The organism is Tardiphaga sp. 839_C3_N1_4, assembly GCF_051811045.1.
In the GTDB taxonomy this organism is placed as follows: domain Bacteria; phylum Pseudomonadota; class Alphaproteobacteria; order Rhizobiales; family Xanthobacteraceae; genus Tardiphaga.
In genome coordinates this window covers 1,931,943-1,955,955 of record NZ_JBPWQD010000001.1, presented here as the reverse complement: position 1 = coordinate 1,955,955, position 24,013 = coordinate 1,931,943, and the positions used below count along the sequence as shown (strand labels likewise).

The window sequence follows — 24,013 nt, the reverse complement described above, 5'->3', positions numbered from 1 at the left end:
CGCGGATGCTATGTCGCGGAATGTCCGTTGACCAGTGCCGGCTTTCCAACCGGCAGAGGCTCATCTATCCTCCGCGCCTGATAGCAGCGGAGGAAACAATGACAACAAACATAAAAACCGGCTTGAGCCGTTTATTCCCCACACGTCTTTTCCTTGCGGGCCTTCTGTCGCTGTTTCTCGTTCATCCCGCTGCAGCGCAAACCAAGGTGACCATCGCGATCGGCGGCGGGGCGTGCCTGTGCTATCTGCCGACCGTGCTGGCCAAGCAGCTCGGCGAATATGAGAAGGCGGGTCTCGCGGTTGAACTGGTCGATCTCAAGGGCGGCTCCGATGCGCTGAAGGCCGTGCTCGGCGGCAGCGCCGATGTGGTCTCCGGCTATTTCGATCATTGCGTCAATCTTGCCGCCAAGAAGCAGGAGCTGCAATCCTTCGTCGTCTATGACCGTTATCCCGGTCTCGTGCTGGTGGTGTCGCCGAAGCACACCGGCAAGATCACGTCGATCAAGGATCTCGCCGGCAAGAAAGTCGGCGTCAGTGCGCCGGGCTCGTCGACAGACTTCTTCCTGAAGTATCAGCTCAAGAAGAATGGCCTCGATCCGGCCGGTACCGCCGTGATCGGCGTCGGCCTCGGCGCGACGGCGGTAGCGGCGATGGAGCAGGGGCAGATCGAAGCCGCGGTGATGCTCGATCCTGCCGTCACCGTGCTGCAGGGCAGTCACAAAGACCTCACGATTCTCAGCGATACCCGGACGCAGAAAGACACGTTGGCCGTATTCTCCGGCGAATATCCTGGTGGCGCGCTGTACTCGACGACCGCCTGGGTCAAGGGACACGAGAAAGAAGTGCAGGGTCTGACCAATGCGATCATGAATACGCTGAAATGGATCCACAGTCATACGCCGGAAGAGATCATGGCGAAGATGCCGGAAGGCATCGTCGGCAAGGACAAGGAGCTCTATCTCGCCGCGCTCAAGAACACGATCCCGATGTATTCGGAAACGGGGCTGATGGATCCGAAGGGCGCGGCGGCTGTGCTAGCTGTGTTCAGCGAGGGCTCGCCGGAGGTGGCCAAGGCCAATATCGATGTGAGCAAGACCTACACCAACAAATATGTCGAACAGTTCACCAAGACGATGGGGACGAATGCGAAGTAGGTTCTGCGCATGATGACGCCGGTCATCCACCGCGTCACGCAACTCGACCTCACGCGCAGCGATTGGCAGTGGCCGTTCGCGCATGAGCGGCGGGACGAGATCGACGCTCACTTCGCAAGCAAGCGCGCCGAGAAGCCGCAACTGTTCAATGGGCGCGTGTTGCTGGCGCGCAATGCGCAGTTCACCGGCGATCAGTTTCGCGCGGAATATTTCGAGACCGATTTTGCGAGCTTCCTGGCGTGGCGGGATTGGCGCTGTCCCGATCCGGATGTGTTCAACGGCTTTGGCATGGGTGCGCTGCGTGCCAGCGACGGCGCCTTCGTACTCGGCGAGATGGGGCAACATACATCCAATGCCGGACGTATCTATTTTGCGGCGGGCACGCCTGATCTGGACGACCTGCGCGGCGACGTGGTCGATATCGCCGGCAGCGTGACCCGTGAAGTCGAGGAAGAGCTCGGCCTCACAGAAGCCGATTACCGCGCCGACGCTGGCTGGTCTTGCGTCGTGACGGACTTCTCGGTGGCGATGATGCGTCTTCTCGATGCGGATCAGCCGGGCGAGACGCTGCGCAGCATCATCGAGGCCAATCTTGCCGGTCAGGCCGCTCCGGAGCTCAGCGGAATTCATCTGGTGCGCAGCGAAGCCGACTACACCCCGACGATGCCGCTGTTTGTGACAGCGTTTATGACAGCGCAACTGACGCCGGCGATGTGATCTGCTGGTATTGCTGGGAGCGGCACGCTACGCTTGCAGCTCCTGTGTCCCGGAGTTGCCGATCTCATGTCTGCCAAGCCAGTTGTGTCTGCGTTGAAGTCCTATATCGAGCCGTATCGCATCGACGGGTCGAAGGCTTTCCACCTCAAGGCGCATGACACCAATGCCAGCGGCGGGCTGCACAAGGAGACCGGCAAGAAGATCATCGAGGCCAACCGCCGCCGGCTGCAGGAACTGCAGGAAAAGCTCTATGCGCAGGATCGCTGGTCGCTGCTGCTGATCTTCCAGGGTATGGACGCCGCCGGCAAGGACAGCGCCATCGAAAGCGTGTTCGACGGCATCAATCCGCAGGGCTGCGAGGTGCATTCGTTCAAGACGCCGTCGTCGAACGAACTCAATCACGATTTCATGTGGCGCCATAGCATCGCGCTGCCGCAGCGCGGACGTATCGGAATCTTCAATCGCTCCTATTACGAGGAATGTCTTGTCGTCCGTGTGCATCCGGAGATTCTCGCCAAGCAGAAAATTCCGGCGGAGCTGGTGACGAAGGATATCTGGCGCGAGCGCTTCGAGGACATCACCGCTTTCGAAAAGTATCTGGCGCGCAATGGCACCGTGGTGCTGAAATTCTTTCTCAACGTCTCCAAGGAAGAGCAGCGCGAGCGCTTCCTCGATCGTCTCGAGCAGCCGGCGAAGAACTGGAAGTTCTCATCGGCCGATATCGCCGAGCGCGCGCTATGGGACAAGTATCAGGAGGCCTATGAGGACCTGATCAAGCATACGTCCTGCGAAGAAGCGCCGTGGCATGTGGTGCCAGCGGATCGCAAATGGTTCTCACGCGTGGTGATCGGCTCGGCCATCGTCAACGCGCTGGAGAAGCTGGACCTGCACTTCCCGACCGTGGACGGCGAGGCGAAGAAGGACTTTACGCTGATCCGCGAGGCGCTGGAGAAGGAAGGGCCGCCGCGGGAAGGCAAGCCTGTGGTGAAGAAGGTCGCGAAGAAGAAGGTGGCGAAGAAGGCCAAGAAGAAAGTGGCGAAGAAAACGTGATATTTTCTGGCTGTCATCCCCGCGAAGGCGGGGATCCATACACGCCGAAGAGGCCGTTCGTACGTTGTCGTCGCGACTTTGCCGTTTTGATTAGTTCGACCGTGGCTATGGGTCCCCGCCTTCGCGGGGACGACAGCTACGGCGGGCTGGTTTAACTCAGCTTCAATTCCTTTAGCACCTTTGCCACCTTCTCTTGCGCCGCATCCGTCAGCGGCTGCACCGGGCGCGGTGGCTTCGCATCGGTGATCCCCATCTGCTCGGCTGCCGCATACATCACGCGCAGGCTGGAGAATTGCTTGAACAGATCCCACAGCGGCTGCATCGCGCCGTTGAGGCGGCGCGCTTCGTCGGCATTGCCGGCCTGCGCCGCGCGGGTGATGGCCAGACAGCTCTTTGGAAACAGGCCCGCCGCCACGCAATACCAGGCATCGCCGCCGGCGAGCAGCGTCTCCATCGAATTCCAGTCCCCGGCATAGCCGACCGAGAAACCCGATGGCACGGCAGCGCGCATCTGCTTCAGGTGATCTGCGGCGAGGCTGGCTTCGGGGGAGGTGCCTTTCACCGCGATGACGCCGGGAATACGTGCGATGCGGCCGACGAGGTCGGGCGTGAACTTGAAATGCGTGGTGGCGAAATTGTCGTAGATCACGATCGGCAATTTGCTTTCACCGGCCACCACCTTGAAGTGCTCGAAGACTTCATCCTCGGTGAGCGGCGTATAGGACACCGGCGCGAGCAGGCCTGCAGCGGCGCCTGCCGCCTTGGCATCGCGCGCGAGTTCGATCGTCTCGTCGGTGCGTAGCGCGCCGATACCGACCAGCACGGGGACGCGGCCGTTCACCTCCGCAATGGCGGCTTCAGTGGCGCGCCGGCGCTCGTCACGGCTGAGGAACGGATACGACCCGGTACTGCCCAGGAGGCCAATGGAATCGACCTTGGCCGCCGCCAGCGGTGCCACCAGCCGCCGCAGCGCGGGCGTATCGACCCTGCCATTCGTATTCATCGGCGTGATCGGGAAAGCGGATAATCCCCTAGCGAAAGTCATCGTCCTGTCCTCGCAATTGCCGTTCGGTCTTAGGGCAAAAGGGTGGTTGGGAAAACGTCCAGTTCCGAGGTTCTGGCTAGGCCAGTCGGCCATGCGCCCGAGCGTCACCCAGGAGGATTTAGGTCAGTCTTCCTGACCCTCTTAGCCGTTGCAGGCGCCGGCATTTGTCGTCTAGAACGACCGCAGGCCCTCGTCGGCAACGAACCATCAAGGGTTTTCCTTGAGACTGGTTTTGGCCGAGGATGTGGGCCTGAAGGTGTGGCAATGCTGATTCGCAGCGACATGGTTGGAGTTTCCGGGGGAGTGGCTGTTGCCGCTGGTCCCGACGCGATTCCGGCTGCGCTGCGCTCGAACCTCCTTCTTGGCGGGCTGCTTCTGCTTATCTGCCCCTGAGCGCCGTCTGGGCCGTTTGGCCTGGGTACTCAGGGGATCATGACATTCAGAACCATCAGCTCCCTCTGGCGCCCAGACAAGTGCGCCCCGACCTAAGGAATATCTCATGACTTCGACCACCCCGTCCGTTCAGGACAAGTCCGACAAGGACCGCGTCATCATTTTCGACACCACCTTGCGCGACGGTGAGCAGTGCCCCGGCGCCACCATGACCTTCGAGGAAAAGCTGGAGATCGCCGCGATGCTCGACACCATGGGTGTCGACGTCATCGAGGCCGGCTTCCCGATCGCCTCCGACGGTGACTTCGAAGCCGTCAACGAGATTGCCAAGCGCACCAAGAATGCCGTGGTCTGCGGCCTGTCCCGCGCCGGCCAGAAGGACATCGACCGCTGCGCCGAGGCGATCCGCCCGGCCAAGCGCGGCCGCATCCATTCCTTCCTGTCCACCTCGCCGGTGCACATGAAGTACAAGCTGCAGATGGAGCCGGATGCCGTCCACGATCTGGTGATCTCGTCAGTGACGCGCGCACGCAACCACACCGATGACGTCGAATGGTCGTCGGAAGACGGCACCCGCACCGAATTCGACTTCCTGTGCCGCTGCGTCGAGTCGGCGATCAAGGCCGGCGCGACCACCATCAATATCCCCGACACCGTCGGCTATTCGGTGCCCGAGGAATATTACGACCTGTTCAAGCGCGTCCGCGAGAACGTGCCGAATTCCGACAAGGCGATCTTCTCGGTGCACTGCCACAACGACCTCGGCATGGCCGTCGCCAATTCGATGGCCGGCATCCGCGGCGGTGCGCGGCAGATCGAATGCACCATCAACGGCATCGGCGAGCGCGCCGGCAATGCCGCTCTGGAAGAGATCGTGATGGCGATGAAGGTGCGCAATGACAAATTGCCGTACTGGAACAACATCGACACCACGATGCTGATGCGTGCGTCGAAGGAAGTCTCGGCTGCGACCTCGTTCCCGGTGCAGTACAACAAGGCGATCGTCGGCCGTAATGCTTTCGCCCATGAGAGCGGCATCCATCAGGACGGCATGCTGAAGAACGCGCAGACCTACGAGATCATGCTGCCGGAGACGGTGGGCGTGAAGCAGACCTCGCTGGTGATGGGCAAGCATTCCGGCCGCCATGCCTTCATCCACAAGCTGGAGGAGATGGGCTACAAGCTGGGCCAGAACCAGTTGGAAGACGCCTTCGTGCGCTTCAAGGCCCTGGCGGACCGCAAGAAGGACATCTACGACGAGGACCTGGAAGCGCTGGTCGATCAGGAAATGACTGCCGCGCATGATCGCATCAAGCTGGTGTCGCTGACCGTCATCGCCGGCACCCACGGTCCGCAGCGCGCCACCATGAAACTGAACATCGACGGCGTGGTGAAGATCGAGGAGGCCGAGGGCAACGGTCCGGTCGATGCGGTGTTCAACTGCATCAAGGCGCTGGTGCCGCACGAGGCGAAGCTGGAACTGTATCAGGTCCACGCCGTCACCGAAGGCACCGACGCGCAGGCGGAAGTGTCGGTGCGTCTGGCCCATGAAGGCCGATCGATGACCTCGCGTGCGGCCGATCCGGACACGCTGGTCGCTTCGGCGAAGGCCTATCTCGGCGGGCTGAACAAGATCGTCATGAAGCGGGCGCGCGACATGCCGGCGCCGGTTGCTGCCGCGAGCTGATCGCTTCCCAAAACCTATACGCGCAATGAAACGCGGTGTCGCAAGACGCCGCGTTTTTGCATTGCAGTAAAGCTTTTGCTGCAACCCCTGCGAAGGGAGCGATGGCGTTTGATTGCCGATGACGATAAAGCTCCCTGTGGCATCCAAGCGCAGCGACTTCTTAAAACAGCTCCGCGCGGCCAACAGGGAGAACATCATGCGCAAGTTTATTTTGGCCGCAGCGTCGATCGCAGCGCTCGCGCTGGCCGGTCCGGCCTCCGCTCAATCACCCATCGTCATCAAGTTCAGCCACGTCGTCGCGCCGAACACGCCGAAGGGGCAGGGCGCGGAGAAGTTCAAGGAACTCGCCGAGAAATACACCAATGGCAAGGTGAAGGTCGAGGTCTATCCGAACTCGCAGCTCTACAAGGACAAGGAAGAGGTCGAGGCGCTGCAGCTCGGTGCCGTGCAGATGCTGGCGCCTTCGCTCGCCAAGTTCGGCCCGCTCGGTGTCAAGGAATTCGAGGTGTTCGACCTGCCTTACATCCTGCCGGACAAGGCGGCGCTGACCCGCATCACCACCGGGCCGATCGGCAAGGGCCTGCTGGCGAAGCTCGAGCCCAAGGGCATCAAGGGTCTCGCTTACTGGGACAACGGCTTCAAGATCATGACCTCGAACAAGCCGATGCATAAGGTCGCCGACTTCCAGGGCATGAAGCTGCGCATCCAGTCGTCGAAGGTGCTGGAAGCCCAGATGCGCGCGCTCGGCGCCATCCCGCAGGTGCTGGCCTTCTCGGAAGTGTATCAGGCGATGCAGACCGGCGTCGTCGACGGCAACGAGAACACGCCGTCCAACGTCTATACCCAGAAGATGCACGAAGTGCAGAAGCACATAACGCTCTCGAACCACGGCTATATCGGCTACGCCGTGATCGTGAACAAGAAGTTCTGGGACGGTCTGCCGGCCGACGTGAAGCCGCAGGTCGAGAAGGCGATGGATGATGCTACCGCCTACGCCAACGGCCTGTCGCAGAAGGAAAACGACGACGCCATCGTCGCGATGAAGAAGGCCGGTACCACCACCTTCTACGAGCTGAAGCCGGAAGAGCGCGCCGAATGGATGAAGGCGCTGGAGCCGGTAACCGCTGACATGGCGTCGCGCGTCGGCAAGGATCTGATTGCGGCGTTCCAGAAAGAAGCCAACGCGAAGACCAATTGAGCACGGACGCACTCTCAACGTCGTCATGCCCGGCCTTGTGCCGGGCATCCACGTCTTGAAGCGTACGGGGCAGACGTGGATGGCCGGGACAAGCCCGGCCATGACGGAATGTGGGGAAGGGGACAAATCTCGTGCGGCTCTTGTTACGCATCCTCGATCGTCTCGAGGAAACCCTGATCGCGACGCTGATCGGCGCCGCGACGGTCGTGATCTTCGTTGCCGTGGCGCATCGCTACACCACCGATTTCGTGGTGTCGTATCGCAATCTGCCCGGCGCCATGGCGACCTATAAATTTCTCGCCGGCATCCATTTGTCCTGGGCGCAGGAACTTTGCATCTACATGTTCGTGTGGATGGCGAAGTTCGGCGCCGCCTACGGCGTGCGCACCGGCATCCATGTGGGCGTCGATGTGCTGGTGCTGCAACTGCCGCCGAAATGGCGCAAGGGCACCATCCTGTTCGGCCTTCTGTGCGGCGCGCTGTTCACCGGCATCATCGGCACCATGGGCGCGAGTTTCGTGATGGGTCTGTCGCAGACCGACCAGACATCGCCCGATCTCGAACTGCCGAGCTGGATCGTCTATCTCTGCATTCCGCTTGGCTCCTATCTGATGTGCTTCCGCTTCCTGCAGGTCGCCTACAGCTATTTCCGCTTCGACGATCTGCCGCATCATGATCACACCCATGTGGAGGGCATCGACGTCGACACGGCGGTTGGTCCGACGCCGGAGGGCGCCCGATGACCACGCTGTTCATTTTCGCACTGCTCATTGCGCTGATGCTCACCGGCATGCCGATCTCGATCGCACTCGGCCTGACGGTGCTGACCTTCCTGTTCTTCCTGACCCAGGTGCCGATCGAGGCGGTGGCGCTGAAACTGTTCACCGGCATCGAGAATTTCGAGATCATGGCGATCCCGTTCTTCATCCTCGCGGGCAATTTCCTGACCCATGGCGGCGTCGCCCGCCGCATGATCAATTTCGCGACCTCGATGGTCGGGCACTGGTATGGCGGTCTCGGCCTGGCCGGCGTGATGGCCTGCGCGCTGTTCGCGGCGATCTCCGGCTCGTCACCGGCGACCGTGATCGCGATCGGCTCGATCCTGCTGCCCGCCATGGTCGCGCAGGGCTTTCCGAAGCGGTTCGGCGCCGGCGTCATCACGACGTCGGGGGCATTGGGCATCCTGATCCCGCCGTCGATCGTGATGGTGATCTATGCGGTAGCGACCGGCGGCAGCGTCGCGCTCGGCCCCGATGGCGCGCGCGTCACCTCGGCGTCCGTCGGCCAGTTGTTCATCGCCGGCGTCATTCCCGGCCTGATGCTGGCGACGCTGCTCGGCGCCACCACGGTATATCGCGCCTGGAAGTTCGATTATCCGCGGCTGCCGCGGGCGTCATGGGGCGAGCGCTTCAAGGCGTTCCGCGAGTGCATCTGGGGGCTGCTGCTGATCTTCCTCGTGCTCGGGGGCATCTATCGCGGCTGGTTCACGCCGACGGAGGCTGCGGCGGTCAGCGCCGTCTATGCCTTCATCATCGCGGTGTTCGTCTACAAGGACATGGGCCTGAAGGACGTGCCGCGGGTGCTGCTCGGCTCGGCCAGCATGAGCGCGATGATCCTCTACATCATCACCAATGCGGTGCTGTTCTCGTTCCTGATGACATCGGAGCAGATTCCGCAGCAGCTCACCGCCTGGATCGTCGACATGGGCGTCAACTGGTGGACGTTCCTGATCTTCGTCAACATCCTGCTGCTGGTCGCCGGCAATGTGATGGAGGCGTCGTCGATCGTGCTGATCACCGCGCCGATCCTGTTTCCGATCGCCGTCAAGCTCGGCGTGCATCCGGTGCATCTCGGCATCCTGATGGTGGTCAATATGGAGGTCGGCATGTGCCATCCTCCAGTGGGCCTCAATCTCTATGTGGCGTCGGGCATCGCCAAGATGGGCATCACGGAACTCACCATCGCGGTGTGGCCGTGGCTGCTGACCATGCTGATGTTCCTGGTTGCGGTGACCTTCATCCCGGAGATCTCGCTGTGGCTGCCGCGCGTTCTCGGGATGCTGTGACGAAATTGCGGCTATAAATATTGCGACAACACATCGCGACACCACATGGCCAAAGCGTAAGTTGAACCCGTGGCATCGCAGGATCATCTTCGGGTAACTTTCCGAAGGAGGTTGCCATGAAGAAGATCTTGCTCGCCGGTGCCGCTGTCGCCGTGATCGCCGGTTCTACCGCTGTCTATGCCCAGCACCGTCCATGGACGCACCATCACGTCCGGATGAATCCGGAAGACCGCGCTGCCTTCGCCGATGCGCGCATTGCTGCCGTGAAGGCCGGGCTCAAGCTGACGCCGGACCAGGAGAAGATGTGGCCGGCGGTGGAGAGCGCGGTGCGCGATTTCGCCAAGCTGCGCATCGACCGCGCCAATGCGCGCATGGAAGAGCGCAAGAACCGCGACGACGACGCGAAGCGGACCGACACCCCGGACAATCCGGTCGCCCGCCTGCAGCAGCGCGCCGGCGACATGGCCACAACGGCCGCCGCGCTGAAGAAGATCGCCGATGCCGCCGACCCGCTCTACAAGACCCTCGATGACGGCCAGAAGCGCCGACTGGCGGTGCTGACCCATATGGATCGCGGCCTCGGCGGCGGGGAGGGGGGCTGGCGTCACCGCGGCCCGCGTCCGGGCTTCGAGCGCGGCAGCTTCGAAGGCGAGGGATCCGGCCCTCCCGGCGTCGACCGCCCACGTTTCGGCGATGACGACGATCGCGGTCCCGGCGGCCGCGGCGACAGATTCGAGCGCAACCCCGCGCCGGGCGCCGAACGGCTCTGATCCGGAGCAGTTTTTCACGGTCGCAACAACGAAGAAGCCGCTGAAATCCAGCGGCTTTTTCGCATTTTCGCGATTGCGAAAAACGGTGCGATTTTTGTGACAGCGTCGCTGGACATCCCCGGATCGCTTTGCTAAACGACGCCGTCCCCACGGGGATATCCGGATCTGGATCCGGGCGCATAGCTCAGTTGGTAGAGCAGGTGACTCTTAATCACCGGGTCCTAGGTTCGAGCCCTAGTGCGCCCACCAAAAAATCTCAACAAATCAGATTGTTAGAATTTCGGTGGTCAGTCGTTCTGACCGGACGTTGTCCGCCGTTCTGACTCGTCACCCGTTATGTCTTTTGCTTAGCCATCAGCCGGACGACTAAGCCACGAAGGCCCAAAACGTCGAAAACCCTTTGAGCCTCCTCGGCGCGCTGTAGCGACCTTTCCAGAGATCCTTGCCAACCCGAGCGAAACCGCGGACCGAATTTTTCTATTGGCCCCGAGCCCTCTGCGGGAGGTGGCCAGATGGAACCGCCGGGATGCGTGCACGTTCCTACATGTGGAGAAACAGCATTCTGGTGCCGTCGTGCGGCGCGCTTTGCATTCAAGTCCAGTCACCAAGTAGCAATGGGAGTTTGTCGATGCTCAGCGCCTACATCAACGAGAAAGATATCAGAACCGGTACTGTGATTTCTGTCGTCGCCAGATCGGTCGCGCCGGGAGAAATTCTTGCGCTCGAATACCCAAACAAAAGTCGGGTGTCAGGTAAGGTGATCTCCGCTTCGCACAACGAGCTCGAAATGGAGATCAATTCGGAGGCCTGGCGGCTGCGTCCCCACGCCCCGAGCGACAGCAGCATCCACAATGATCTGTCCGATAAGGATGCATCGTTCTGGACGGTCCAAGCGAAGCTCTAGACTATTCGTCCTGGCCAGTTTTCGACCTCAATGGCCTGGTTTGAAAATGGCAGCGGTCTGATTTTGATGGCTGCCTAGGAATGGCCGTCGGAGCCGTGATGAGTTCCGTCTCCGCTTGTCCACGGCTCGGAGTTGTCATCATTTGGTTTCGTCTTCGTACCCTAGCAAAGCCGACAAACCCAACCAGGAGGATCAGCGCAAGAAGCGGCCCTAACCAGTTCGGCATAACTTGCTCTTCCGTAGGGCCGCCTCAGTGGGCGGCTCTTTCATTTGGGCGACCTGGGGGCGGATCGATGGATAGTCTCGAAGCCCACGCGCGGTTCGTTCAGGATCTTCGCCAGTGGATCGTGTTTCGGCGGCGGCGGCGGCGGGGGCGGCGTCGGTTTCTGCTGTTGTTCGACGACCATGGCACGCTCCGCATTGGCCACGCGCGAACCGTGCTCTTCAACAAAGCCGATCCTGGGTTCGTCGAGCAGCTTGGACTGCCATGTTTTTGTGTTCGTCATTCCGCCATTCTAGCCGATGGCGTGCGGCCCTGCAAAAGCCCGCGGGTGAGGGCGAGTGGGGATCGCACGCGCAACGCCGCCCGGAGCGGAGTATGATCGCCCCGGCGACGTTGGCTCAACACTGGGCCCTCAAATCCCCAGCACAAATTGGTACGATGGATGTGGCCAAAAGGTTCAAGGGAGCCAAAGAAAAAAACGCCCGAGGGTCTCGAGCGGGTTATGGCGGTCTGCGGTTCGGCCGTCGCCAGGCGTCGAAGGCCCTACCCATGAAATGAAAACCCGCCGAGTAGCGCCGGCGGGTCTCTTCTACTTACTGGCGATATGGCTCGTCAGGGAGCGCTCCGGGCGACCCGCGGCGTCGCTGCAGGCTCAGCGGTCTTGGTTTTCTGGATTGCGTGACTGACCGGTAATTGCAGCACGGTTGCCTTCTGCCCGGGCCTCAGGTCTGTGACGAGAACAATCCTGCCATTTGAGAATTCCAGTGCGTCGTGGTGATTGTGATATTGGCCCATGTCAATTTGGCGAAAACGGGCTAGTCGATCGTTGACGTTGCGGCGAAACACCCATCCATCGACTCGGACGTTTTCTTCAAATGCGATTTCGGTGCCAGGGCGAAGGCATACCGCAACGTTTGGATCGTCGAAGCTTGCGAACCCTTTAGTTGTCGTCGAAGGAAATCTTGCCGATACCAACCTATCCGCCACCTCTGCGGGACGGTTGGCGACCGCGTGCAGGCTGTAATCACACATGGATGCGCTCCTATGGACGGCCACCCAGCAAATGCTGCAACATCCGTGAGCCCCGTTGGTTGCAGCGCGGGGCAAAAAAAGCCGCCGGCTAGGCGATCGACGCGGAATGCTGTGACAATTCGGCGCGGAATTCATGAGCCGGAGACATAAGTCCATGCCGTGGGTGTGACCTAATCGTTCTCCGCGGGCCTCGTTACACTGACCGGTGAAGGACCGAGTCCTGCTTCGGCCCACCTGACGAGCACCACGGATGAAGATGACCGCGATATTGGCAACGGCACTTTCGACGATGATCGGAGAAGCCGTTGCGCAGGAACGGCAGACGGCCGCAGTTAAAGCCCCAGCCGACGTCAGAAGCAGCACGCCCGAACTCGCCGATTACACCGAGAAACTGTTGTTCGGTCAGGTATGGGAACGTCCCGGCCTGTCGCAGCGCGACCGCAGCGTCGTCACGGTGGCGGCCTTGATCGCCGGCGGAAAGACCGCGCAACTCACGGGGCATCTCAATCGGGCCTTGGACAATGGCGTGAAGCCCGGCGAGCTCGCCGCGATCATCACGCATCTGGCGTTCTATTCGGGCTGGCCGAATGCCATATCGGCGGTCACCGTCGCGAAGGATGTGTTCGACAAGCGCGGGATTGCTCGATCTGACCTCGTCGCTGCTGCGGGCGAGCGGATCAAGCTCGACGCTGAGAGTGAAGCCCGGCGCGCAGCGTCGGTGGACCGCGCGGTTGGCGATGTCATCCCCGGACTCGCGACCTATACCAACGATGTCCTGTTTGGCGACCTGTGGAGACGACCCGATCTGTCGCCGCGCGACCGCAGTCTGGTGACGATGTCCTCGCTGATCGCGACAGGCGAAGCAGCGCAACTGCCGTTCCATCTGTCGCGAGGCATCGATAACGGGCTGACGCGAGCCGAGATCTCGGAAACCATCACGCATCTGGCATTCTATGCCGGATGGCCCAAGGCAATGTCGGCGGTGCCGCTTGCGAAAGCGGCATTCGAGACCGTCAAATCTACGGCGCCAGCCAGGAAGGCCGAGGGCGAGGTCGAGATTCTCCGGAGCGGTTCGCAGCCAGACAGTGTCGGCGCTCCGGAAAATTTCACTGGCAAGGTCCGCGTCGGCTCGCGTTTCCAGCGCACCGCTCCAGCCCGCATCGGCGGCGGCATCGTGACCTTTGAGCCCGGTGCCCATACTGCGTGGCATACGCATCCGCTCGGGCAGACGCTGATCGTCGTCACCGGCGCCGGGCTCGTTCAGCATGAAGGTGGCGACATCCAGACCATGAGCGCGGGCGACGTGGTCTGGATCCCTCCGGGCGTCAAGCACTGGCACGGCGCCTCGGCATCGTCGGGGATGAGCCATATCGCAATTGCCGAGGCTCAGGACGGAAAGTCGGTCGACTGGCTCGAGAAGGTGACCGACGAGCAGTACCGGATGCACCACGGTGCCAGTCAACCGAAAATGAAACCGTAATACGCAATGGTGAAGTGCAGTTTACTTTCGATCGGCGTAGCGATCGTAACGTCTGCGGTGTCAGTCCAGCAGGACCGCGCCAGTATCCTGAGCTATCTCCAGACCCTGACCCTGCCCAATTAGCAATCGCAATATTGAACCCGATCGGGAGACCCGAATGGCCAGACTCAACATCAACGGCAAGCTACTCGACGTGGATGTCGAAGACGACACGCCCCTTTTGTGGGTGATCCGCGACCATATCGGTCTCACCGGAACGAAATATGGATGTGGGGTTGGCCAGTGCGGCGCGTGCACGTTGCATGTCGATGGCGTAGCGACGCGCTCCTGCGCGCTGCCCGTGAGCGCGGTAACTGCGGATCAAAAGATCGTCACCATCGAAGGACTCGGTGCCGACAAGCCGCATCCGGTGCAGCAGGTCTGGGCCGAACTCGATGTCGCCCAATGCGGCTACTGCCAGGTCGGCATGATCATGGCGGTGTCATCACTGCTCGCGCAGAATGCGAAGCCCAGTGAGGACGATATCCGCTCGGAGATCTCGAACATCTGTCGTTGCGGCACCTATCCGCGGGTGCTGGCCGGCGTGCAACTCGCAGCGCAGCGCATGGCTGCGAACAAGGGCTGAGGGAATCGTGACAATGAATACGAAAACTCTTTCCCGTCGCGTTGTTGCGCCCACCAGCGTCTCACGTCGTGGTTTCCTCGCCGGTGCCGCCGCTGCCTCCTTCGTGCTCGGCTTCACGATCCCGCCGCGCATGAGCGCTGCGGCGCAAGGGGCGACTGCCGAGGTCAATGCCTGGGTGGTGATCCATCCTGACGACAGCATCCAGATCCGCATCGCCCGCGCCGAAATGGGGCAGGGGTCGCTGACGGGCCTTGCGCAGCTTGTCGCGGAAGAACTCGAATGCGACTGGAGCAAGGTCGGCTTCGACCTGGTATCGCCGCATGAGAACCTGAAGCGCGGCAAGGTGTGGCGCGACATGTCCACCGGCGGCTCGCGCGCGATCCGTGGCTCGCAGGAATATGTGCGCACGGCCGGTGCCGCCGCCCGTTCGATGCTGGTCCAGGCCGCGGCGCAAGGCTGGGGCGTCAAGCCCGAGGAATGCACCGTCGTCAAGGGCATCATCACCCACGGGGCAAGCAAGCGCAGCACGACCTATGGAGCTGTCGCCGCTGCCGCGAACAAGATCGCGCCGCCCGCGCAGGTCCAGCTCAAGGATCCCAAGACATGGACCATCGCCGGACAGCCGCTGAAGCGGCTGGACACGCGCGACAAGCTGAACGGTTCGCTGGTCTACGGCATGGACATCCGGATGCCCGGCATGCTGGTGGCGATCCCGAAGGCGTGTCCCGTACATGGTGGCAAGCTAAAGAGCTTTGATGCTGCCGCCGTATCCAAGATGCGCGGCGTGAAGCATGTGCTGCGCGTCGACGACGAAACCGTCGCTGTGGTCGCTGATACATTCTGGCGCGCCAAGACCGCACTCGACGCATTGCCAGTGGTTTGGGACGAGGGAGATAGTGCGAAGGTTTCGAGCGAGACTATCGCCGCGAAGTTGCGCGAAGGGCTTTCCGCCGAGACGAACTTCGTTGGCAACAAGACGGGCGATGCGAAAGTTGTGCTGGCCAAGGCAAGCCGCATCATCGAGGCGGATTACAGCTTCCCGTACCAGAACCACGCCCCCATGGAGGTGATGTCGGCTACCATCCGCTGGACGCCCGAACGCTGCGAGATGTGGGGCCCCACCCAGGTCGCCGAAGCGGCGCTCGAAGCCGTGGCCGCCGCGTCCGGCCTGCCGATCGAATCCTGCATGGTTCATCCGATGCGGATCGGCGGCAGCTTTGGCCGACGCCTCTTCACCGACTATGTGCGGATGGCTGTGCTGATCGCCAAGCAGATCCCCGACGTGCCCGTGAAGATGATGTGGACGCGCGAGGAAGACATGGTGCAGGGCCGCTTCCACCCGGTCACCCAGTGTCGCATGCGCGCGGCGCTCGATCCGGCGGGGAATGTCGAAGCGCTTCATATGCGCATTTCCGGCCAGTCGATCATGGCCTATATGCGCCCGTCGGTCATGACGGCGAATGGCGATCCCTTCGCATTCCAGGGCCTGATGCCGGGCGGTGCCGAAATGGCGATCGGCTACACATTCCCGAATCTCCTGATCGATCATGCGATGTACAATCCGCATGTACGACCCGGCGCCTGGCGCGGAGTGAACCTGAATCAGAACGCTGTCTATCTCGAATGCTTCGTCGATGAATTGGCCCATGCCACCGGTCAGGACCCGCTCGTGTTCCGGCGCAAGCTGATGGCCAATCACCCGAAGCATCTCGCCGTGCTGGAAGCGGCTGCGACGGGCATCGGCTGGGACAGCAAGCCGGCGGCGGGCGTCTATCGCGGCCTTGCCCAGGTGATGGGTTTTGGCAGTTATGTCGCCGCCGCGGCGGAAGTCTCGGTGACCAAGGGGCGCCTCAGGATCCACCGGATCGTTGCCGCCACGGATCCCGGCCATGTCGTCAATCCGCAGCAGATCGAGGCGCAGATCGCAGGCTCTTTTGTCTATGGTCTCTCCGCAATGCTCTATGGCGAGTGTACCGTGAAGGACGGCCGGATCGAGCAGGAGAACTTCGACAGCTACAACGTGATGCGGCTCGACGAGATGCCGGAGGTGAAAGTGATCACGGTGCCGTCAGGTGGCTTCTGGGGTGGTGTCGGCGAGCCGACGATCGCAGTCGCTGCACCCGCAGTGCTGAATGCTGTCTTCGCTGCCACCGGAAAACGAGTCCGGAATTTGCCGCTCAAGAACATCGACCTCGGAACGAGCTGAGAAGGGCAGTCGGCTTCGTGAGAGCGACCGCATTTGGATATGATGTCCGCTTCTGGCGACGGGCTCAACCGGTCGGCGCAACACTCTAATCTTTTAGCAAAGATGGGGTGTGAGCATGAAACAGCGACGTTGCATTTATTACTTGGCGGCCCAGTGATCTGAGATCTGGGCCGCGCCAAGCAGGCGCTCAGTCTTTTTTGACGCTAGTGAGGCATCCACATCGTTGTCGCCTGATCGCTCGCCTCGTATTGCTCAAGGCGATCGGCTTCCTGGCGATATGCGTGCGATGCTTCGACAAGTCGCGTGACAGTGACCGCATCCAGAATAGTCTTTGCCAACCGTTCGGCGCGGATCGCTTGTTCCCTGAGATATTGAACCCTGGTCATCTGCTGCCCTCACACTTGCCGATACAAGTTGAGTCAATTTCGATCGTTCCCAGCCTGTTCCCAGATGCTTAACGGATCGTAAGCGGCGCTGGATTCGCAGTGAAGATTGTCCTGATTGTGGTAAACGCGGCGGCGTCGACCCTAATACTCCCGCGCAAACGGACATTCACGTTAAGCCCGAACATTTCGCCTGAGGTGGTAGGCATGTAAATCGCCTTCACCCTCGTTATTCGCACCGTTGCTATCCCCGGTTCAAACGGGGAGATCGCAATGTCGGAGAATGCAGGCGTCGCCAAGCGGCTAGAGAAATTTCCGGCTTTCGACGGCTTTCGGGGGATTGGCGTGGTGGTGTTTACCCAATCACGCGTTTGCTGCTGCGCGAACGGGCCAAGACCGGCCGCATCTCCTTCAAGGACTTCTATATGCGCCGGGCGCTGCGCATCTTCCCGGTCTATTACCTCACGGTGCTCGTCTGCTACTTCATCTTCAGATTGGGTCCGGCGGATACGCTGAGCCTTCTGACCTACACGTTCAATTTCTATCATCCACTGCATGCGGTGCCGAACCCGCTGGAACACACCTGGTCATTGTCGGTGGAGGAGCGTTTCCGCTGGCCGCATCAGTTGCAACCGAGGCGCGAAGCCGCCGTGATCGGTCTCGGTGACGTGCGCGTGGTGACAGGTGTCGTCGATTGGGGAGGACGAAACCGGTCTGCCGGGACCATGTAGCGAGGGGCGAGTCTTGACGAAGAAGGGCAAGACTTGACGAAGCGTCGCGGCTGCTTCTCATTGGCTGGCAGCACGGCGATAGTCCGTGCCAGCTTGGAGGTCTCGCCCGATGATCACGCTCTATCACTGCGCCCGCGCGCGCTCGTTCCGCCCGCTATGGACGCTTGAAGAGCTCGGGCTGCCCTATGAGCTGAAAATGCTGCCGTTCCCGCCGCGTGTCTTTGCCAAGGAATATCTCGGCATCAATCCGCTCGGTACTATCCCGCTGATGCTCGATGGCGAGATCCGGATGACGGAATCGGCGGCGATCGCGCAATATCTGGTGACCAAATACGGTCCGACGCCGCTGGCCGTCGGCATCGACGAGCCGGACTACGGCGCGTTCCTGAACTGGCTGCATTTCGGCGAGGCCACACTGACCTTCCCGCAGGCGCTGGTGCTGCGTTATTCGAAGCTTGAGCCGGAGGAGCGCCGTCATCCGCAGGTGGTCGAGGACTATTCGAAGTTCTTTCTTGGACGGCTGCGTATGATCGAGACCATCACCACCGGCAACGACTATGTCTGCGCCGGCCGTTTCACCGCCGCGGACATTTCCGTCGGCTATGCACTGCTGCTGGCCAATCGTCTCGGGCTTGCATCGCAATTCGGGCCGAGTGTCACAGCCTATTGGGTGCGATTGCAGCAGCGCGAGGGCTACCTGCGTGCGGTTGAGTCTGAGAACCGCGCCGGCGACGCGCTGGGTTTGGCGCGCCGCTTCTGAGCGGCTATACCAGCCGCATCAACTTCAACCAAGCGAGCAGACCGATGGCCGATGATAGCGTAATCCTGGAGAAGAAGGGCGCCGCACTCTGGATCACCATCAGCCGGCCGGAGAAGCGCAATGCCATGAATGGCGATGTCATCGCCGGCATCGCCAACGGCTATCGCACCGCCCACGAGGATGCGGGCATACGGGTGATCGTTCTGACCGGCGTGGGCGAGAAGGCGTTCTGCGCCGGTGCTGATTTGGCGAATGCGGGTGCGGCCTTCTCGATGGATTTCTCCAAGCCCAATGGTGATCTCGCCGATCTCATGCGGCTGTCGCAAAACGCCACCAAGCCCGCCATTGCGCGCGTTAACGGCATCTGCATGGCCGGTGGCATGGGGCTGCTGTGCATGACCGACATGGCGGTGGCCGCGGACAACGCGATCTTCGGTTTGCCCGAGGTGAAGGTCGGCGTGTTTCCGATGCAGGTGCTGGCACTGCTGCAGTCCATTGCGCCACGTCGCCTGGTCAACGAATGGTGCATCACCGGCGAGCCGTTCGACGCGCAGACCGCGCTTGGCGCTGGCCTGCTGAATCACGTGGTGCCGGCGGCCGAGCTCGACAGCAAGGTCGACTGGCTGATCGGCCGTATCACCGACAAGTCGCCGACCGCGATCCGCCGCGGCAAATATGCCATGCGCGCCATCGCCGCGATGTCGTTCGACGAGAGTATTGCCTATACCGAAAGCCAGATCGCGATCCTGTCGATGACCGAGGATGCGAAAGAAGGCCTCAAGGCGTTTGGCGAGAAGCGCAAGCCGGTGTGGCCAGGGAAGTAATATGCGTGCGACGGCGGCCGCCAGAGCAAGCGGCGGTTATCGAAATCCCATGCCGGTCGAGAGCTGAACCGCGATCAGGAAAACGCCGCCCGCAATTGGCAGGCTGACCAAACGCAAAATCTGGTTGAACGAAGCCATCTGAGCCACCCATGACGTTAGCCTCAAGGCTGACTATGGATGTTTATGCTTAATCGCAGGTAAATGTGTCCGCAGTCTATGGTTGCGACGTTAGTGCCTCGGCGCGCTATCGGCGCTCGCTCTGTAAGCGGTGCAGCGTCACTTCCGGAGGGCAGTTCAGTCGCACCGGGAGCAGGCTGGTGCCGACGCCGACGGATGTATAGCCGGCCATGCCTTCATGGCGCCACGCGCCGTTGCCCATATGGCGCGGCAACACGGCCTCCAGCTTGATGGCGTAGCCGCCGGGCAGGCAGAGCTGGCCGCCATGGGTGTGGCCGCTCAACATCAGATCGAAATCGTGCTCGGCCGCCTCGGCATAGGTCTCGGGCGTGTGCGACAGGAGGATCGAGAAGGCGTCCGTCGGAATTTGCGATGCAACCTTCGGGATGTCGTCGGCGAGATAGAAATGCGGATCGTCGACACCGGCAATGTAGATGCTGTCATTGCCGCGGGTAATCACGTCGCATTCGTTGAACATCATGCGGATGCCCATTGATTCCAAAGCCGGCGTCATGCGGATACTGTCGTGATTGCCGAGAACGCCATAGACGGGATCGCGCAGCCTCGTGCGCAGTTCACCGACACCTTCGGTGGCGCGCTGATACGGCCCATAGGTCTTTCCGCGATAGTCGCCGGTCAGCACACAGATGTCGTAATCGAGATCGCCGACGAAGGAGATCAGGTGGCGCAGCGCGTTTTCGCTGAGATCGACGTGGAGATCGCTGATATGCAGGATCGTGAAGCCGTCGAACGCGGCGGGCAGGCGCGGTGAGGCGACGATATTCTCGCGGACCAATACGCGGTTAGCCTCGCGGCGGGCGCGGCCATAGAGGCCGGCGAGTTGCAGCGCGGTGCGGACGATCGGCGGTGCGGTGAGCCAGTTCTCGAGATTGAAGAACAGGCGGCCTTGGCCGAACAGCTGGTGATCGCGATGGGTCTCGATCTCCAGCCGTGCCTGCACATGCGCATCCCCGATACGGTCGATCAGCGGGCGGAGCGCGCTGTCGTCGATCGGGGGATGCGGTGGTCGGGACAATGCCGTTCTAGCCGGTCGAGGCCTTGAGGCCGGCCGCCTCGATTCCGGCGACGGCTGCGATCTCGTCATTGTCCGATGTATCGCCGGAGATGCCGATGGCGCCGAGCAGGCTGCCCGATGCGTCATGAATGAGAACGCCGCCCGGCACCGGGATCAGCGCTCCGCGTGCCATGGTATTCACGGCATCGATGAAGAACGGCTGTTCCTCGGCACGCTTGAACAACGCCCGTGAGCCGAGCCCCATGGCCAGCGCGCCATAGGCTTTGCCGTGAGCGACTTCGCCGCGCATCAGGCTGGTACCATCCTGCGCGATGGTGGCCTTCACGCAGCCGCGAGCGTCGAGCACGGTGATGACCATCGGCTTGAGCTTCATCTCGATCACCTTGGCGAGAGCGCCATCGATGATCTTGCGGGCTGTATCGAGGGTGAGGTCGGCCATATCGGTTGTTTCCTAGTTGAGCGTGGAAGAATGGACGTTTGTTGCGGCGCCGTCGAGGCTCATGGCCAGCACGCGCGCGACATGCAGGGCATGGCGCGAGGCGCCGTCGGCGATTTGGTGGCGGCAGGAGGTGCCATCGGCAACGATCAGCGTATCGGCGTCGGCCTTGCGCACGGCGGGTAGCAAGGACGCCTCGGCCATCTGGATCGAGACGTCATAGGTGTCGGCGCCATAGCCGAACGCGCCCGCCATGCCGCAGCAACTGGATTCGATGGTCTCGACCTTCAGATCCGGGATCAGGCGCAAGGCCTGTTCGACCGGTTTGAACGCACCGAATGACTTTTGATGGCAGTGGCCATGAACCATCGCCTTCGGCGCGATCGGCTTCAGCGGCAGTTGCAGCCGGCCGGCCTCGGCCTCGCGGACCAGGAATTCCTCGAACAGCATGGCGTGCGCGCTGACGCTCCTGGCCGTATCGTCGGAACGTAGCGACAGCAATTCATCGCGTAGCGTCAGCAGGCAGCTCGGCTCAAGGCCGACGATGGGGACGCCGCGTGCCGCGAAGGGCGCAAAGGTGGTGACGAGACGGTCGAGTTCGGCGCGGGCCTGATCGATGAGGCCTGCCGAGAGAAACGTACGGCCGCAGCAGAGTGCACGGCTGCTGCGATCCGCCGGCTTCGGCAGATGCACGCGATAGCCACCCGCGGTGAGCACACGCAGCGCGTCGTCGAGATTCTCGCGCTCATAGGCGCGGTTGAAGGTGTCGGCGAACAGCACGACTTCGCGGCCATCTGCCGGGCCGACGGCGTCGGCATCTCTGTGAAATACATCGCTGCGCCATTCCGGCAGGCTGCGTTTGGCGCTGATCCCTGCATAGCGTTCCAGCAGGTTGCGCAGCAGCGGGCTCTTGTTGCGCAAGTTCGCCAGCGGCGCAGCTCGGGCGGCCAGTGCGGCATAGTGCGGCAGATAGCCGACGAGGCGATCGCGTAGCGTGAGGCCGTGCTTCGTGACGCGCGCGGCCAGAACCTCGATCTTCATCTTGGCCATATCGACGCCGGTCGGGCACTCATGGCGGCAGGCCTTGCACGACACGCAAAGTTTCATCGTGTCGGCCATGGCATCCGACGTCAGCGCATCCGGGCCAAGCTGGCCGGAGATTGCCAGCCGCAGCGTGTTGGCGCGGCCGCGGGTGACATCCTTCTCGTTGCGCGTCGCGCGGTAGGACGGGCACATCACGCCGCCCTCTAACTTCCGGCATGTGCCGTTGTTGTTGCACATCTCGATGGCGCCCTGAAAGCCGCCGCCAGCGCCGGGCCATGCCGACCAGTCGAGCGCGGTCTTGAGTTCGCCGACGCGATAGTCCGGCGTGTAACGAAACAGAGAACGATCATCCATCCTGGGCGGATCGACGATCTTGCCGGGATTGAGGATATTCTGCGGATCGAAGCGATGCTTCACTTCGGCAAAGTCGCCGATGATCCGCTCGCCGAACATTTCGGCGTGGAATTCCGAACGCACGAGTCCGTCGCCGTGCTCGCCGGAATGCGAGCCCTTGTATTCCCGGACCATCGCGAAGGCTTCTTCGGCGATGGCGCGCATCGCCTTGACGTCCTTGTCGAGCTTCAGATTCAGCACCGGGCGGACATGCAGGCAGCCTTCCGAGGCGTGCGCATACATGGTGCCGGTGGTGTCGTGCTTCCTGAAGATTGCGGACAGGCGTTCGGTATAGTCGGCCAGATGCGGCAGCGGCACCGCGCAGTCCTCGATGAAGGAGACCGGCTTGCCGTCCTGCTTCATCGACATCATGACATTGAGGCCGGCCGCGCGGAATTCGGCGATGCCCGATTGCAGAGCAGGCTCGGTGATATCGACGACGCCGCCCCATTTGCGCGTCGGGTTGTTCCAGCCAAAGCCGAGATCGCCCATCAAGTCGCCGAGCTCTTTCAGCTTGGCGGCATTGGCGGCCTGATCCTCTTCCGCGAATTCGACGATCAGCAGTGCATCCGGATCGCCCCGTACGGCACTCTTGATGATCGGCTGGAACATCGCAATGTCGCGGCCGAGCGCGATCATGGTGCGGTCGACCAGTTCGACCGCGATGGGCTTGAGCTTGACCAGATGCTGGGTCGCATCCATCGCTTCATAGAAGCTGCCGAAGTGACAGACACCGAGCGCCTTGCTGCCGATGAGCGGCCACAGCTTGAGTTCGACCTGCGTGGTGAAGGCGAGGGTGCCTTCGGAGCCCACGAGGAGATGCGCCATGTTGTTGGCGGTCTTGCGCGGTGTCAGCGCATCGAGATTGTAGCCGCCGACACGGCGCTGCACCTGCGGGAAGCGCTCAGCGATCTCGGTCGCTTCACGCTCACCGAGCGCCAGCATGTCGCGAAACAGGGCAGGCGCATCGTCCCCGGAATTTACTTCGCCGAAATGCAGCAGGTTGCCATCGGCCAGTGCGGCATCCATCGCGATCGTGTTGTCGCGCATGGTGCCGTAGCGCAGCGAGCGACCGCCGCATGAATTGTTGCCGGCCATGCCGCCGATGGTGGCGCGTGACGCGGTGGAGACATCGACCGGAAACCATAGCCCGTGTTTCTTGAGCTGCCGGTTGAGATCGTCCAGCACGATGCCGGGCTCGACGATGCAGGTGCGGTTCTCGACGTCGAGCGAGATGAGCTTGTTGAGATGTTTGGAGAGGTCGATGACGATGCCGTCATTGACGGTCTGTCCGCATTGCGAGGTGCCGCCGCCGCGCGGCGTAACGATGCGGCCATCGTCGCGGCAGATCGCCAGCGCGCGCAGCGCCTCGTCGATGGTACGCGGCACGACCACACCGAACGGTACGATCTGGTAGAACGAGGCATCGGTGGCATAACGGCCGCGATTGAACGGGTCGAAGAACACGTCGCCGGAGACTTCGCGTGACAGCCTTGCAGCCAGCGCGCTGTCTGCAGCCGTGCTCCGAATGATTGCCGCCTTCGCCATGGATTCCAGCCTTGTCCCTCTATCGCCCTGTCTTGCATCCGGATTCCGGCTTGGCAACCCGGAGGTGCCGTGCTTCGGCGGTGGCAAGGAGGGGATACGGGAGGGATAAGAAATCCTCATGGCTGCCCCACG

Annotated in this window: 22 protein-coding genes and 1 tRNA gene; 16 read left to right on the top strand and 7 right to left on the bottom strand. The window is 61.8% G+C overall.

Annotated elements, in window-relative coordinates; genetic code table 11:
- Positions 1-98: 98 nt before the first annotated feature.
- The 3 genes from AB8A38_RS09495 (at position 99) to AB8A38_RS09485 (ending at position 2,921) form a co-directional block, all read left to right on the top strand.
- Positions 99-1,154, top strand: a complete 1,056-nt coding sequence (locus AB8A38_RS09495; protein WP_439085807.1) for an ABC transporter substrate-binding protein — start codon at positions 99-101, stop codon at positions 1,152-1,154.
- A gap of 9 nt (positions 1,155-1,163) precedes the next feature.
- A complete protein-coding gene (locus AB8A38_RS09490; RefSeq protein ID WP_439085806.1) occupies positions 1,164-1,871 on the top strand; it encodes an NUDIX hydrolase in 708 nt (235 codons plus the stop codon).
- A gap of 66 nt (positions 1,872-1,937) precedes the next feature.
- Complete coding sequence (locus tag AB8A38_RS09485) at positions 1,938-2,921, top strand: polyphosphate kinase 2 family protein (RefSeq protein WP_439085805.1); 984 nt, start codon at positions 1,938-1,940, stop codon at positions 2,919-2,921.
- 151 nt (positions 2,922-3,072) lie between these two features.
- Here the strand turns inward: AB8A38_RS09485 and AB8A38_RS09480 are convergent, their stop codons facing one another.
- Positions 3,073-3,966, bottom strand: coding sequence for a dihydrodipicolinate synthase family protein (locus AB8A38_RS09480; protein WP_439085804.1), 894 nt, complete (start codon positions 3,964-3,966; stop codon positions 3,073-3,075).
- Positions 3,967-4,465: 499 nt separating this feature from the next.
- On the opposite strand from AB8A38_RS09480, the gene AB8A38_RS09475 reads away from it, so the two are divergent.
- From AB8A38_RS09475 to AB8A38_RS09445, 7 genes are all read left to right on the top strand, one after another.
- Positions 4,466-6,046 carry a 2-isopropylmalate synthase gene (locus AB8A38_RS09475; protein ID WP_093760326.1) on the top strand — a complete coding sequence of 527 codons (1,581 nt, stop codon included), beginning with the start codon at positions 4,466-4,468 and terminating at the stop codon, positions 6,044-6,046.
- 196 nt (positions 6,047-6,242) lie between these two features.
- Positions 6,243-7,244: a TRAP transporter substrate-binding protein gene (locus AB8A38_RS09470; protein WP_315841381.1), complete on the top strand. Its 1,002-nt coding sequence runs from the start codon at positions 6,243-6,245 to the stop codon at positions 7,242-7,244.
- Between the two features lie 131 nt (positions 7,245-7,375).
- Positions 7,376-7,987, top strand: coding sequence for a TRAP transporter small permease (locus AB8A38_RS09465; protein ID WP_439085803.1), 612 nt, complete (start codon positions 7,376-7,378; stop codon positions 7,985-7,987).
- On the top strand, positions 7,984-9,309 hold the full coding sequence (locus AB8A38_RS09460) for a TRAP transporter large permease (protein ID WP_089267895.1): 1,326 nt from the start codon (positions 7,984-7,986) through the stop codon (positions 9,307-9,309). The genes AB8A38_RS09465 and AB8A38_RS09460 overlap by 4 nt, the downstream gene beginning before the upstream one ends.
- A 116-nt stretch (positions 9,310-9,425) precedes the next feature.
- Positions 9,426-10,079 (top strand): Spy/CpxP family protein refolding chaperone, encoded by a 654-nt coding sequence (locus tag AB8A38_RS09455; RefSeq protein WP_439085802.1) that lies wholly within the window; start codon positions 9,426-9,428, stop codon positions 10,077-10,079.
- A 173-nt stretch (positions 10,080-10,252) separates the two neighbouring features.
- A tRNA-Lys gene (locus AB8A38_RS09450) sits at positions 10,253-10,328 on the top strand.
- 379 nt (positions 10,329-10,707) lie between these two features.
- A complete protein-coding gene (locus AB8A38_RS09445) occupies positions 10,708-10,983 on the top strand; it encodes a hypothetical protein (protein WP_439085801.1) in 276 nt (91 codons plus the stop codon).
- Between the two features lie 266 nt (positions 10,984-11,249).
- Here AB8A38_RS09445 and AB8A38_RS09440 read toward each other — a convergent pair whose 3' ends face one another.
- Both AB8A38_RS09440 and AB8A38_RS09435 read right to left on the bottom strand, forming a co-directional pair.
- Positions 11,250-11,489, bottom strand: coding sequence for a hypothetical protein (locus tag AB8A38_RS09440; protein WP_439085800.1), 240 nt, complete (start codon positions 11,487-11,489; stop codon positions 11,250-11,252).
- A 329-nt stretch (positions 11,490-11,818) separates the two neighbouring features.
- Entirely contained in the window at positions 11,819-12,238 is a 420-nt protein-coding gene (locus tag AB8A38_RS09435; RefSeq protein WP_439085799.1) for a hypothetical protein, read from the bottom strand.
- A gap of 256 nt (positions 12,239-12,494) precedes the next feature.
- Here AB8A38_RS09435 and AB8A38_RS09430 point away from each other — a divergent pair, with 256 nt between their 5' ends.
- The 3 genes from AB8A38_RS09430 (at position 12,495) to AB8A38_RS09420 (ending at position 16,549) form a co-directional block, all read left to right on the top strand.
- Positions 12,495-13,718 (top strand): (R)-mandelonitrile lyase, encoded by a 1,224-nt coding sequence (locus AB8A38_RS09430; protein ID WP_439085798.1) that lies wholly within the window; start codon positions 12,495-12,497, stop codon positions 13,716-13,718.
- Between the two features lie 157 nt (positions 13,719-13,875).
- Entirely contained in the window at positions 13,876-14,343 is a 468-nt protein-coding gene (locus tag AB8A38_RS09425; protein WP_439085797.1) for a (2Fe-2S)-binding protein, read from the top strand.
- Positions 14,344-14,356: 13 nt separating this feature from the next.
- Positions 14,357-16,549: a molybdopterin cofactor-binding domain-containing protein gene (locus AB8A38_RS09420; protein ID WP_439085796.1), complete on the top strand. Its 2,193-nt coding sequence runs from the start codon at positions 14,357-14,359 to the stop codon at positions 16,547-16,549.
- Positions 16,550-16,752: 203 nt separating this feature from the next.
- Here AB8A38_RS09420 and AB8A38_RS09415 read toward each other — a convergent pair whose 3' ends face one another.
- Positions 16,753-16,935 carry a hypothetical protein gene (locus tag AB8A38_RS09415; protein ID WP_439085795.1) on the bottom strand — a complete coding sequence of 61 codons (183 nt, stop codon included), beginning with the start codon at positions 16,933-16,935 and terminating at the stop codon, positions 16,753-16,755.
- 368 nt (positions 16,936-17,303) lie between these two features.
- On the opposite strand from AB8A38_RS09415, the gene AB8A38_RS09410 reads away from it, so the two are divergent.
- From AB8A38_RS09410 to AB8A38_RS09400, 3 genes are all read left to right on the top strand, one after another.
- Positions 17,304-17,663, top strand: a complete 360-nt coding sequence (locus AB8A38_RS09410) for a hypothetical protein (protein WP_315841390.1) — start codon at positions 17,304-17,306, stop codon at positions 17,661-17,663.
- A 109-nt stretch (positions 17,664-17,772) separates the two neighbouring features.
- Positions 17,773-18,423: a glutathione S-transferase family protein gene (locus AB8A38_RS09405; protein WP_439085794.1), complete on the top strand. Its 651-nt coding sequence runs from the start codon at positions 17,773-17,775 to the stop codon at positions 18,421-18,423.
- 44 nt (positions 18,424-18,467) lie between these two features.
- Positions 18,468-19,247 carry an enoyl-CoA hydratase/isomerase family protein gene (locus AB8A38_RS09400; protein WP_439085793.1) on the top strand — a complete coding sequence of 260 codons (780 nt, stop codon included), beginning with the start codon at positions 18,468-18,470 and terminating at the stop codon, positions 19,245-19,247.
- A 244-nt stretch (positions 19,248-19,491) separates the two neighbouring features.
- Here AB8A38_RS09400 and AB8A38_RS09395 read toward each other — a convergent pair whose 3' ends face one another.
- From AB8A38_RS09395 to AB8A38_RS09385, 3 genes are read right to left on the bottom strand one after another with little or no spacing between them, the layout of a single operon-like run.
- A complete protein-coding gene (locus AB8A38_RS09395) occupies positions 19,492-20,460 on the bottom strand; it encodes a metallophosphoesterase (protein ID WP_439085792.1) in 969 nt (322 codons plus the stop codon).
- Between the two features lie 7 nt (positions 20,461-20,467).
- The gene (locus tag AB8A38_RS09390) at positions 20,468-20,899 is read right to left on the bottom strand and encodes a GlcG/HbpS family heme-binding protein (protein WP_309946411.1); all 432 of its coding nucleotides are present in this window, start codon (positions 20,897-20,899) and stop codon (positions 20,468-20,470) included.
- Between the two features lie 12 nt (positions 20,900-20,911).
- Positions 20,912-23,881 carry an FAD-binding and (Fe-S)-binding domain-containing protein gene (locus AB8A38_RS09385; protein ID WP_439085791.1) on the bottom strand — a complete coding sequence of 990 codons (2,970 nt, stop codon included), beginning with the start codon at positions 23,879-23,881 and terminating at the stop codon, positions 20,912-20,914.
- Positions 23,882-24,013: the final 132 nt, after the last annotated feature.